This is a genomic window from Streptomyces sp. enrichment culture (assembly GCF_964272855.1).
In the GTDB taxonomy this organism is placed as follows: Bacteria; Actinomycetota; Actinomycetes; order Streptomycetales; family Streptomycetaceae; genus Streptomyces.
In genome coordinates, this window is sequence record NZ_OZ186847.1 from 7,350,664 (window position 1) to 7,362,803 (window position 12,140).

The following is a 12,140-nucleotide window of genomic DNA, read 5'->3' on the forward strand; positions in this document are numbered from 1 at the left end:
TCGCCCGTCAGCCCTCGACGGCCTGCTGCGTCCCGGTCCAGGCGTACTCCAGCCAGTCCGCCACCGTGATCGCGCTCAGACCCGCGCACACCAGGCGGGCGGCCCGCGGCGCCCACGCGTAGTAGCCGGTCAGTCCGGCGCCCACCCAGGCGGCCATGCAGAACGGGCACGACACGAGTTCACCGATCGCCCGCCGGGCCGTACCGCCCTCCCGGGGCACGTCCATGACCTCGGCGGCCTCGCCCTCCCCCTCGCGGCGGGTGAACGGCGCCCGCACGACGCCCGTCACCTTGTCCCTGGACAGCAGCCGCGCCACCTTGAACGTCGCCGTGCCCAGCAGCGCCACGTCCCACGGCGGCACCTGTTCCGGCGGCCGCCGGCCGAGCAGCCGGAACACCACCGCGTACGCCGCCGCACCCGCCGCGAAGCCGCCCATCAGCCCCGCGTAGCCCGCGAGGGGCACACCACCCTCGTCGTCGTACCGCTCGTCGTCCACCGTGACCGCCCTCCCGTCCTCCGGGTTCCCGCGAACCAGCCCCGAGTGCCCGGCCGCGGCCACGGCCACACGCCGGACGGCGGCGGCCTCCATACGCTGGGAGGTATCGACTCATGCCTGTGCGTGTATTAGACGTATGTCCGCTGGTCACCTAGCGTGCGGCGCATGACAGAGCGACGCGCGATCCTCAGCGGCTCGGCCTTCGAGGAGCAGATCGGCTACGCCCGTGCCGTGGTGGACGGCGACTGGGTGCACGTGTCCGGGACGACCGGGTTCGACTACACCACCATGACCATCTCCGACGACGTGGTGGAGCAGGCCGAACAGTGCCTGCGCAACATCGGGGCCGCGCTGGCCGAGGCGAAGTGCACCTTCGCCGACGTGGTGCGGGTGCGCTACCTGCTGCCCGACCGCGAGGACTTCGAGCCCTGCTGGCCCGTCCTGCGCCGCTGCTTCGGCGACGTCCGGCCGGCCGCCACGATGCTCGTGTGCGGTCTCGCCGATCCCCGGATGAAGATCGAGATAGAGGTGTACGCACGGCGGCCGACCGCGTGACATGCTCAGTCGCGCGTGAGTTTCTTGTAGGTGGCGCGGTGCGGGCGGGCCGCCTCGGCGCCGAGCCGCTCGATCTTGTTCTTCTCGTAGGACTCGAAGTTGCCCTCGAACCAGAACCACTTGGAGTCACCCTCGTAGGCGAGGATGTGCGTGGCGACGCGGTCGAGGAACCAGCGGTCGTGGGAGACGACGACGGCGCAGCCCGGGAACTCCAGCAGCGCGTTCTCCAGGCTGGACAGAGTCTCGACGTCGAGGTCGTTGGTCGGCTCGTCGAGGAGCAGCAGGTTGCCGCCCTGCTTCAGGGTCAGCGCCAGGTTCAGCCGGTTGCGCTCACCGCCGGAGAGCACACCGGCCGGCTTCTGCTGGTCCGGGCCCTTGAAGCCGAACGCCGAGACGTACGCCCGCGACGGCATCTCGACCTGGCCGACGTTGATGTAGTCCAGCTCGTCGGAGACGACGGCCCACAGCGTCTTCTTCGGGTCGATGTTCTCGCGGCTCTGGTCGACGTACGAGATCTTCACGGTCTCGCCGACCTTGATCGAACCGGAGTCCGGCTCCTCCAGGCCCTGGATCATCTTGAACAGCGTGGTCTTGCCGGCGCCGTTCGGGCCGATGACGCCGACGATGCCGTTGCGCGGCAGCGTGAAGCTGAGGTCGTCGACGAGGACCTTGTCACCGAAGGCCTTGCTGAGGTTGTTGACCTCGACGACCACGTTGCCCAGACGCGGGCCCGGCGGGATCTGGATCTCCTCGAAGTCCAGCTTCCGCATCTTGTCGGCCTCGGCGGCCATCTCCTCGTAGCGGGCCAGACGCGCCTTGGACTTGGCCTGGCGGCCCTTGGCGTTGGAGCGCACCCACTCCAGCTCTTCCTTGAGCCGCTTCTGCCGCTTGGCGTCCTTCTGGCCCTCGACCTTCAGACGGGAAGCCTTGGTCTCCAGATACGTCGAGTAGTTGCCCTCGTAGCTGATCGCGCGCCCGCGGTCCAGCTCCAGGATCCACTCGGCGACGTTGTCGAGGAAGTACCGGTCGTGGGTGATGGCGACGACGGTGCCGGGGTACTGGGCGAGGTGCTGCTCCAGCCAGTTCACCGATTCGGCGTCGAGGTGGTTGGTGGGCTCGTCGAGCAGCAGCAGGTCGGGCTGCTCCAGGAGCAGCTTGCACAGCGCGACACGGCGGCGCTCACCACCGGAGAGGTTGGTGACGGGCCAGTCGCCGGGCGGGCAGCCCAGGGCGTCCATGGCCTGCTCGAGCTGGGCGTCCAGGTCCCAGGCGTTGGCGTGGTCAAGCTCCTCCTGGAGCTTGCCCATCTCGTCCATCAGCGCGTCCGAGTAGTCGGTCGCCATCTGCTCGGCGATCTCGTTGAAGCGCTGGACCTTGCCCCAGATCTCCGCGACGCCCTCCTGGACGTTCTCCAGGACCGTCTTCTCCTCGTTCAGCGGGGGCTCCTGGAGCAGGATGCCGACGCTGTAACCGGGGGACAGGAAGGCGTCACCGTTGGACGGTTGCTCCAGGCCGGCCATGATCTTCAGCACGGTCGACTTGCCGGCACCGTTCGGCCCGACGACGCCGATCTTCGCTCCTGGGTACATCCCGAGGGTGACGTCGTCGAGGATCACCTTGTCACCGTGCGCCTTGCGCGCCTTACGCATACTGTAGATGAGCTCAGCCATGCGCAGAGTCTAAGGGTGAGTCAGTTGCCGTCTCCGTCAAGCAAGTTGAGCCTATAAGCATAGGAAACTCCGCCGCGTTGCACGCCGAGCGCGCACCGCGCCGCACCGCCACGTCACCGCCACCACGGCCGGCTTATCGTGGCGGCCATGACTTCCCATCCGTCGTTAGAGCCCGACGTCTTCCACGCGACGCTGCGCGAGCAGTTCGAGACGTTCCTCGATGAGCACCGGTCCGCGCTGCACGACAGTCTCGACGGGCTGACCGAGGAACAGGCGCGCCGGTCGCTGGTCGCCTCCAAGACCACGCTGCTGGGCCTGGTCAAGCACGCCACGTTCGTCGAGAAGGTCTGGTTCGACGAGGCGATCACCTGCCGGTCCCGTGCGGAGATCGGCATTCCCGAGACCCCGGACGAGTCGTTCGACCTCGACGACGCCGACACGATCGCCTCCGTCCAGAAGTCGTATCGGCAGGCCTGCGAGGCGTCCCGGCGGGCCACGGCGGAGCTCACGCTGGACGATCTCCTGCGGGGCAACCGCCGGGGCCCGCTGCCGCTGCGCTGGGTCTACCTCCACGCCCTGCGTGAACTGGCCCAGCACTGCGGCCACGCGGACATCCTTCGGGAGCAGATCCTCAGCGGCTCGGCCGACCAGGGCTGAGTGCCGCCGGTCGTGCCGACTCCGGGCTCGGTCCCGGCTCCGGTTTCCGTTCCGGCTCCGGCTTCGGTTCCGGCGGTGTCTCAGCCGGGGCGGTCGCTCCGATCGGTGGGACGTGGCGCAGCAGTGCCGCCACCAGGGCCGCTGTCGCGAGGGCGAAGGCCGCCGGGAGTACCACGAGCGGTCCCGGCGCCTCGCCGCCGAACTCGGCTTCCGCGCGGGCGAGATCAACGCGGAGCTGGGGCTCGGACTCGGCGCGCGCCGCGAGGGGCTGCTCGACGAGGCCGAGGCGCGGTTGCGCACGGTCCTGGACTGGCACCGCCAGGTCGGTCTCGACGGAGCCAACGCACTGATCATGGCGGAGCTGGGCTTCGTCGCCGAGCTGCGCGGCGACGCGCGGGGCGCGCTGGCCCACCAGGACGCGGGCTATGAAACGGCTCTCACCACGGGCGACCCACGGGCCGTCGCCCTCGCCCTTCGAAGGCCTCGCGGCCGCCCACGCCATCGCGGACGACTCGGAGGCCGCGGCTCTCCTCCTCGGCTCGGCTGCCGCCGCCCGCGCCGCCACCGGCGCCCCGCTCCCGCCGGCGGAACGCCTGGACGTCGACCGCGCCACCGCCGCGGCGACGGCCGCACTGGGAGCGGCGAGGTTCGCGGACACCTTCGCGAAGGGGGAGACACTGCCGCCGGAGGCGGCCCGTGCGCGGACGCGGGCGTCACGGTCCCACGGCTCGCGATAGACCACCCACGGTCCGGCCCGGACCGGACAAGACCAAACAGGACAAGACCGAACAGGACAGGCCCCCGAACAGGACAGGCCCCCGAACAGGCCCGGCCCCGGAGCGGACGGATCAGCCGGGGTCGTCGAACATGGCCAGCAGCGCCTCCTCGTCCGTCTCCGACGCGGGCTGCTCCGGCTGCGGAAGCTGCTCGGCCCACACCGTCTTGCCCTGCGGCATGAAGCGGGCGCCCCAGCTCTTGGTGAACTGCGCCACCAGGAACAGGCCGCGCCCGCCCTCCTCGGTCGTGGCCGCCCGGCGGATGCGCGGGGAGGTGTTGCTGCGGTCGGAGACCTCGCAGATCAGTGAGTCGTCGCGCAGCAACCGCAGGCCCACCGGCCCGGAGCCGCCGTACCGCACGGCGTTGGTGACCAGCTCGCTGACCACCAGCCCGGTGTTGAAGTCCAGCTCCGACATGTCCCAGGCGGCGAGCTGGGCGCGGGTCAGTTCCCTGGCCCGTGCCACGACCGAGGAGTCGGACGGAAACTCCCAGGACGCCACCCGGTCCTCGGGCAGCGCGTGCACCCGGGCCAGCAGCAGGGCCACGTCGTCTTGCGGGCCGCCGGGCGGGAGGGTGTCCGCGACCCGGTCGCAGAGGTCCTCCAGCTCCGGACCGGCGAGGTCCAGCGAGGCCAGCAGCTGCCCGGTGCGCGCGTCGGTGTCCCCGTAGCCGCGGCTCTCCTTGAGCAGGCCGTCGGTGTACATCGTCAGGAGGCTGTCCGCCGGCAGGTCGAAGGTGGCGGACTCGTACGGCTGGATGCCGCCGAGCCCCAGCGGCGGACCGGCCGGGAGGTCGATCAGCCGCGCCTCCCCGCCCGGCGTGAGCAGCGCGGGCGGCGGATGACCGGCCCGGGCGGCCGTACAGCGGCACGACACAGGGTCGTAGATCGCGTACAGGCAGGTCGTCCCCGTCGCGGGGTCCTCTTCGCCGGCCGATTCGTCGGGGGTGCGGCTGACCAGGTCGTCCAGATGGGCCAGCACCTCCTCGGGCAGCAGGTCCAGCCCGGCCAGCGTCCGCACCGCCGTACGCAGCCGGCCCATGGTCGCCGCCGCCTGCAGACCGATGCCGGGTACGTCCCCGACGACCAGCGCCACGCGCATCCCGGACAGCGGGATCGCGTCGAACCAGTCTCCGCCCACGCCCGCCCTGGCGTCCGCGGGCAGATAGCGGGAGGCCAGATCGACGGTGCTCAGCTGGGGCAGGACATGCGGGAGCAGGCTGCGCTGCAGGGTGAGGGAGGCGTGATGCTCCCGGTAGTAGCGGCGGGTGTTGTCCACGCTGATCGCGGCCCGGGCCGCCAGCTCACCCGCCAGCGTCAGGTCGTCCTCCTCGTACGGCCGCGTCCTGCCGCGGCGGTAGAACCCCGCCAGGCCCAGCACGGAGCCCCGCGCGGACAGCGGAGCGCCCAGGTAGGAGTGCACGCCCTCGCCGAGCAGGTCGACGGGGTGCACCCGGTCGGCGGGGTGCCCGGCCAGGGCGGTGGTCAGCACCGAGTCCATGACCGGCTGCCCGGAATCCAGACAGCGGGCCTGGGGCGTACCGGCGGGATAGCCGACCGGCTCGTTGACGCCGCCGAAGTCGGCGCCACGGGACTCCTCGTATGTTCGGGCCTCGTCTGTACCGGCCTCGTCTGTACCGGCAATGTCCGTCCTGGCCTCGTCCGTCCTGGCCTCGTCCGTCCCGGCCTCGTCCGTGCGGGCCAGGCTTGTCCGGGCGGCCACCCGGCGCAGTGCCACGTCGGGGCGCACCCGTCCCGGCGGTGGCGCTTCGCCCGCCAGGACGCTCTCCACCAGGTCGACGACGACCAGGTCGGCGAAGCGCGGCACGGCGATCTCCGCCAGTTCCTCGGCGGTGCGCCACATGTCCAGGGTGGTGCCGAGCCGGCTGCCCGCCTCGTTCAGCAGGGACAGCCGCCCGCGCGCCTCGGCGGCGAGCCGGCCGACGCCGGGCTCGCCCACCAGCAGCAGCCACGCGTCGGTCGGTGCGGCGGCGTCCGGTTCCGCCGTCGCGTCGGGTGCACTCGCCTCCGCCGCCTCGGCGGGCCGGTTCAGGAGCGGCACATGACGGCCGTCGGGGGCGGAGACCGTGGCGGGGCCCGGTGTCCGCGTGCCACCGGCGTCCTCGAAGCTGACCTCGACCGCCGCGCCCTCCGCGTCGCCGTGGTGCAGCTCCCGGCGGCGCAGCACGGCCACGCGACTGCCCGCGAGCGGCACCTCGGCGAATGTCTCACCGGTCGAGGAGATCAGCTCGACGGCACGCTCCAGCAGTGTCAGCCGCTCCTGCGAGGCCAGCCGGGGCGCCGGTCCGCCGAGCCGGGACAGCTCTCCCGAGCCGAGGTCCAGCTCGGCATGCCCGCCGCGCTCCCTGGACTGGTGGAAGGAGCGCATCAGCTCGCGTTCGCGGGCCGTGCTCAGCTCCAGCAGGCGTTCCCCGATGCGTTCGGTGGCGTCCTGCAGGACCAGCGCCATGCCGGGGTCGGCCAGCGCCCGGGGCACGGCGAGGTTGACCGCGCCCCGCACCGTGCCGCCCACCGGGTCGCGCACCGGCGCGGCCATGCAGGTCAGCTCCTTGAGGCCGTGCAGGAAGTGTTCGTGGCCGACGACCACGAACGGCGCCCTGGTGCTCAGCACCATGCTGACGCTGCTGGTCCCCATGAACCGCTCGTCGACATTGGCGCCCGGCACCAGGGAGGCGGCGTCCATCAGACTCAGCCCCGCCGGATCGCCCCACCGGCCCACGATGTTCGCCCGTGAGTCGGCCAGCGCCACGGTCACCGATATGCCCGCGAACCGTTCACATAGGCGGTCGAGCACCGGCGTGGCAGCCCTGATCAGCCGGGAGTCGGGATCCAGGTCGCTCTCGATCGGCAGGGCCGCCCCCTCGCGGTCGATGCCGAGAGAGAGCGAGCGCTGCCAGGAAGCGAGAATCTCCGGACGTAGTCCGGCGATCGGCAGCGACCGGTCGCCGTTATCGCTGCCCGGAGGCGTCGGATACGGCTCCACAAGGCCAGGGTAATCGGGCATATGGTGAACAACCTCCCGTTTGTGTGGACCGGTGCCGGGACTGCCGTCATGGCCGGTCAGGACCCCAGCCGGGCGCGGCGCGACGGAGGTCCTGCGTGGTTCCACCCGCGTTCTCGGCCCCGGTGAGCGCTTCATCCGCAGGGATGTGGGCGGCCTGGGCGATGAGCAGTGCCACGTCGTCGTGGTCGCCCTCGGAGCGCAGGGTGTTCAGAAGCCGGTCGCAGGTGGCGTCCAGTGAGAGGTCGGAGCCGTCGAGAATGTCGACGAGAACGTTCAGGCGGGTCTCGATCGGCTGATCGCGGGTCTCGACGAGGCCGTCGGTGTAGAGGACGAGCTGGTCGCCCGGGCCGAAGCCGATGGTCGTGGAGTCGAACGCGACGCCGCAGCCGCCCAGGGGCGCGCCGGTCGGCAGGTCGAGCAGCCGACTGCCGCCGTCCGGGCCCAGGAAGACGGGCGGCAGGTGCCCGGCGAGGGCCACCCGGCACTGTGCGGCGTGCGGGTCGTAGACGGCGTAGACACATGTGGCGATGGTGTCGAGGCCGTCGGTGATGTGGTCGAGGTGGTGCAGGACCTGGGCGGGGGACAGGTCGAGGTCGGCCAGGGTCCTGGTGGCGGTGCGCAGCTGTCCCATGGCGGCCGCGGCGGTGACGCCGCTGCCCATCACGTCGCCGACGACCAGGGCGCTCTTGTCGCCGGCCAGGGGGATGACGTCGAACCAGTCGCCGCCGATCTCGATGGTCGCCTGGGCGGGGCGGTAGCGGAAGGCGATGTCGAGGCCGGGCCGCCGCGGCGGCGGATGGGGGAGCAGGCTGCGCTGCAGGGTGAGGGCGGTGCGGCGCTGCTCTTCCACGGCGCGGTGCCGGTCGGTGACGTCGACGCTGGAGGTGGCCACTCCCAGCACCTTCCCGTTGGACGCTTCGAGCCGGTAGAACGACATCGACCAGGCGTGATCGTTGTCCGGGTCGGCCGCCGTGCGACCCACGATGTAGTGGTCCAGGATGGGGACGCCGGTGGCCAGGACTTCCCGCATGGCAGCCTCGAACGAATCGTCCAGGAAGGGCAGCACCTCGTGGGCGTGGCGGCCGATGTGCTCGGCCGCAGGCACGCCGCTCATCCGTTCCTCCGCCGGGTTGACGGAGATGTACCGGAGATCGGTGTCCAGCATGCCCAGCCCGATCGGCGACTGGGACACCAGCTGGGCGGACAGCGACAGGTTCCGCTCGACCTGGCGCAGCGTGACCTGGTCGGTGGCCAGACCCAGTGCCCAGTACTCGCGCTGGTCGTCCTGCAGCCGCATGTTGCGGAACTCGACCATGCGCGTGCTGCCGTCCTTGTGCCGGATGGGGAAGACCCCTGCCCAGCTATCGCCGTCCTCCATGACCTGGGCGAACAGCGCCAGCACCGAGTCCAGGTGCTCCTTGTCGATCAGCAGCTGGGCCGCGTACCGGCCCAGCGCCTCCTCGGCGCTGTAGCCGAAAAGGATCTCGGCCTGCGGGCTCCAGAGATCGATCTTGCCCTGGGCATCGAGGAGGACGGCGGCCACGTTCAGCACGTCCAGCAGGCCGCCGGGGCTGGACGGAACCACTTCCGACGTGCCGGGATCGTCCCGGAAGGGTTCGGTCGCACCCATGATCCCGGCTCCTTCCGGCCGCCGATCCGGCATGCCGTCCGTGGAGCGGCAGCCCGGTTCCGTGCCCCGGACCTCTCATCGTCTCTCTCCGCCGCCTGTGTACGCACGCCCGACGTGGAGGGACGGTCCCGAGACCGGTACAGCGCGAGTACCCGGCCGCCGATCCGGCACTCGGTTCAGCCGGCGGTGCTCTCGCCGACGATCAGGTCGATCACCGCTCGCGGACCGCCCGCGGCGAGGGCGGCGCGCTGGCGGTCCGCGCCGGTGCCCTGCCGCAGGAGCCGGTTCACCAGGGCGGTGACCCTGCCCGTGTCGCCGGACGCCTCCAGCGCGGCGGCGATGTGCCGCAGCAGTACGCGCACCATGTCGCCGGCGCTCCGCACGGTGCCGCTCGGGTCGATCAGGGTGCCGCTCAGGCCGTGACGGCTCGCGTGCCACATGACGGCTCGCAGGAACTCCGGGGCGCAGTCCGGCCGCGGCGCGTCCGTGACCGCCTCGGCGAGTGCCGTCTCCACCAGCGCCCGGACGACACCGGCGAACATGACCGCGTCGTCGACCCGCAGCTGTACGTCCGGGCAGCGCACCTCGATGGTGGGGTACCGGTCCGAGAGCCGGGCCTGCCAGTACAGCTGGCCGGTGTCCGAGATCAGACCGCAGTCCAGCAGGCGCCGCACGCGCCGCTCGTAGTCCGCGACGTCCTGGAAGACCGGGGGCAGACCGGCGACCGGCCAGCGGCTGAAGATCACGGTGCGCCAGCTGGCGAAGCCGGTGTCGTGGCCGTCCCACAGCGGGGAGTTCGCCGACATCGCCGTCAGCGTGGGCAGCCACGGCCGCAGTCGGTTCAGCACCTGCACGCCCGCCTCGCGGCCGGGCACGGCCACGTGCACGTGCATGCCGTTCACCACCTGCTCCGCCACCAGCTGGGGTGCCTGGGCGAGCATGGCCCGGTAACGGGCGTGGTCGGTGACGGCCACCGGATGATCCGTATCGCGCAGCGGCGGAGTCGCGACGGCCGCGATACGGCAACCGTGTGTCCCGGCGCCGGCCGCCAGGGCCTGCCGCAGTCGCAGGAGATGCCCTCCGACCTCGTCGAGGGTGTCGCACACCGGCGTGGCGACCTCCACCTGCGACTGGAGCAGTTCGCACTGCACTTCCCGCCCGCTCATGTGACAGGCCAGGTCAGCGGCTATGCGCACCTTCTCCGAATACGGCACCGGAATGCCGGTGACCGGATCGACCAGCAGGTATTCCTCTTCCACGCCGACCGTCGCCATCGCTCGCCCTTCGCTCGGCGAGCCCCGAGTGCCACGGTCACCGCTTCGCAAAACCGTCGCGGAGCCCCAGCGGCAGCCCAGGCCGGACGACCGGGCTGCCGCCCGTCTGTCAGCCGCCCTTGCCCATGGCCTTGCGCACGGTGTCCTTGGTGCGGTCCATGAGCGCGGCGATCGGCCCGACCGCCACGTTCGCCGCTCCCGACTCGACACCGGGGTGCGGGCGGGTGGGCGCCATGGCTTCGGCGGCCTTCACGGCCTGGGCCATCGCGGCGAGGTTGGTGACGTCGGTGCTGCGGCGGATGTGCGTGAACTCGTAGCGCTCCTCCGCCCGCGCGTGCTCCTGGACGTCCTTGCGCAGCTTGACCAGCTGCGGCATGAACGTGGGGTCGTCGGTGTCGAGCTCGTCCAGGGCGGCCAGCGTCTCCTTCGCCGCCCGTTCCTCGGCGAGGCGGTCCTCGACGACCTGCCCGCCACCGGGCGTCGCCCGCCGCGCGAAGGGGTGGACGACTTCCTCCTCGGCGGTCTCGTGCACGGCCAGCAGCCGCACGAGCCGGCGGAAGGCGTCACGGCGCTCCTCGCCGGTTGAGGCCTCGACCTCGTCGAACAGATTCCGGATGTCACCGTGCTGGCGCGTCAGCAGCGCCACCACGTCGATGTCCCTCGCCCGGTCGTCTCCGGCCTGCGGGGTGTGCAGCTCGCTCATCTCGGCCCGCTCACTTCTCGCGCATGGCGGGGTCGGGGTGCTCGCCCTCGGACTGGACGCGGTACTCGCGGCCGAACATCTCGTCGTGCTCCGCCATGACCCGCTCGCTGGGCGGCTGCTCACCGCCGTGGATCTGCTCCTGCATCTTCTCGAACCGCTCGTGGGCCTCGCGGACGTAGCCGGCGCCGAGCGTGGTCAGGTCCATCTGCGTGTCCAGCAGCTCCCGCAGGTACTGCTTGTTCGGCTCGAAGGTGAGCACGTTCGGCAGCTCGGGCGCCAGGACCTCCTGCGGCTCCCGGCCGTCGTGGCGGCGCATCAGGTCGCAGGCGGTGTGCAGATGCTCCAGCTCCATGTTCAGATGCAGTTCCCAGATCGCCTTCACCTTGGGATCGCTCTCCTGCTCCATGAAGGAGTAGTAGAGGTAGCACTCGTTGTACTCGTGGTTGACCAGCTGCTCCCACCACGTCTCACCCGGGTCGACGAGGGACTCGTAGTGGGTGACGTGCTCCTCCTCGATCAGCCCGATCTCCTGGTAGAGCTGCCGGGCGATCGGCTCCATGTAGGTGGGGCCGGTGTTCATGTAGAAGTTCATGGTCTGCTGCTCCGCGGACATGATCGTCAGCGCGTGCAGCTTGGACAGCGGGTTCGTCTCGTCCTTGGCGTACGGGTCGCGCACGTTGTCGACCGGGTCCCGGTGGTGGAACTTCGTCGGCCGGCCGGGCATGACCTCCGTCAGCCCGTCGACGATCGACTCCGCCTTGCGGTGCTCGATCATCTCGTACAGGTTCGCGTACCGGTACAGGTGGTCGAAGTCCTCGAGCACACCGAACTCGTACGCCTGCTTCAGATACGGGTCCGGCTCCATGCGCGCGACCCACGACGTCAGGTCCACCGCCACCTGCTCGTAGGCGATCGTCGTCTCCAGCACCGAGGACACACCGGGCAGCAGCCAGTTGACGGCCTTCTGCTGCTGGGCCTCGATGTAGCGGGTACGCGCCAGCTGCCGCTTGACCTCGGGGTCGACCGTGTTGCGGGCGAGCTGGTGGCTGAAGAGGATCGCCTCCACCTCGATGCCGTTCATCGTGATGACGCGGCAGCGGGTGTAGGGGTCGCAGCGGTCCGGATCGACCGGCTGTACGTTCAGCTCTCGCCAGTTGCGCAGCTGACGGTCCAGCGGGATGCCCCGCTGCTCCAGAGGATTGAAGGTCATGGGGGAGCGCTCCTCGTGACAGGCCAGGCGGGCGAAATGCCCCCGTCGCCGCACTGCGTGGCGACGCCAGGGCACGCCCGTCATGTTTCAGCCGGCCCGCCACCGCGGCCACCGCACACGCCCGGACGCCCGGACAGGCCCTCCG

At 71.0% G+C, this 12,140-nt stretch carries 10 protein-coding genes; 2 read left to right on the forward strand and 8 right to left on the reverse strand.

Annotated features, from left to right (window positions below; all coding sequences use genetic code 11):
• Nucleotides 1-7 precede the first annotated feature (7 nt).
• Nucleotides 8-589 carry a DUF1360 domain-containing protein gene (locus ACSU6L_RS32750; protein WP_437062682.1) on the reverse strand — a complete coding sequence of 194 codons (582 nt, stop codon included), beginning with the start codon at nucleotides 587-589 and terminating at the stop codon, nucleotides 8-10.
• Nucleotides 590-661: 72 nt separating this feature from the next.
• Here ACSU6L_RS32750 and ACSU6L_RS32755 point away from each other — a divergent pair, with 72 nt between their 5' ends.
• Nucleotides 662-1,051: a RidA family protein gene (locus ACSU6L_RS32755; protein ID WP_437062684.1), complete on the forward strand. Its 390-nt coding sequence runs from the start codon at nucleotides 662-664 to the stop codon at nucleotides 1,049-1,051.
• Between the two features lie 5 nt (nucleotides 1,052-1,056).
• Here ACSU6L_RS32755 and ettA read toward each other — a convergent pair whose 3' ends face one another.
• Nucleotides 1,057-2,721 carry an energy-dependent translational throttle protein EttA gene (gene ettA / locus ACSU6L_RS32760; RefSeq protein ID WP_437062686.1) on the reverse strand — a complete coding sequence of 555 codons (1,665 nt, stop codon included), beginning with the start codon at nucleotides 2,719-2,721 and terminating at the stop codon, nucleotides 1,057-1,059.
• 147 nt (nucleotides 2,722-2,868) lie between these two features.
• On the opposite strand from ettA, the gene ACSU6L_RS32765 reads away from it, so the two are divergent.
• Nucleotides 2,869-3,378 carry a DinB family protein gene (locus ACSU6L_RS32765; RefSeq protein WP_437062688.1) on the forward strand — a complete coding sequence of 170 codons (510 nt, stop codon included), beginning with the start codon at nucleotides 2,869-2,871 and terminating at the stop codon, nucleotides 3,376-3,378.
• Here the strand turns inward: ACSU6L_RS32765 and ACSU6L_RS32770 are convergent.
• The 6 genes from ACSU6L_RS32770 to ACSU6L_RS32795 all read right to left on the reverse strand — a co-directional run bounded on the left by ACSU6L_RS32770 (nucleotide 3,353) and on the right by ACSU6L_RS32795 (nucleotide 11,995).
• Nucleotides 3,353-4,120 carry a hypothetical protein gene (locus ACSU6L_RS32770; protein WP_437062690.1) on the reverse strand — a complete coding sequence of 256 codons (768 nt, stop codon included), beginning with the start codon at nucleotides 4,118-4,120 and terminating at the stop codon, nucleotides 3,353-3,355. The genes ACSU6L_RS32765 and ACSU6L_RS32770 overlap by 26 nt on opposite strands.
• A gap of 106 nt (nucleotides 4,121-4,226) precedes the next feature.
• Nucleotides 4,227-7,157: a SpoIIE family protein phosphatase gene (locus ACSU6L_RS32775; RefSeq protein WP_437062692.1), complete on the reverse strand. Its 2,931-nt coding sequence runs from the start codon at nucleotides 7,155-7,157 to the stop codon at nucleotides 4,227-4,229.
• Between the two features lie 67 nt (nucleotides 7,158-7,224).
• The gene (locus ACSU6L_RS32780) at nucleotides 7,225-8,808 is read right to left on the reverse strand and encodes a SpoIIE family protein phosphatase (protein ID WP_437062694.1); all 1,584 of its coding nucleotides are present in this window, start codon (nucleotides 8,806-8,808) and stop codon (nucleotides 7,225-7,227) included.
• Between the two features lie 176 nt (nucleotides 8,809-8,984).
• Nucleotides 8,985-10,082, reverse strand: a complete 1,098-nt coding sequence (locus ACSU6L_RS32785) for a carboxylate-amine ligase (RefSeq protein WP_437062696.1) — start codon at nucleotides 10,080-10,082, stop codon at nucleotides 8,985-8,987.
• Nucleotides 10,083-10,191: 109 nt separating this feature from the next.
• Nucleotides 10,192-10,785: a hemerythrin domain-containing protein gene (locus ACSU6L_RS32790; RefSeq protein WP_437062698.1), complete on the reverse strand. Its 594-nt coding sequence runs from the start codon at nucleotides 10,783-10,785 to the stop codon at nucleotides 10,192-10,194.
• Between the two features lie 10 nt (nucleotides 10,786-10,795).
• Complete coding sequence (locus tag ACSU6L_RS32795; protein WP_437062700.1) at nucleotides 10,796-11,995, reverse strand: hypothetical protein; 1,200 nt, start codon at nucleotides 11,993-11,995, stop codon at nucleotides 10,796-10,798.
• Nucleotides 11,996-12,140: the final 145 nt, after the last annotated feature.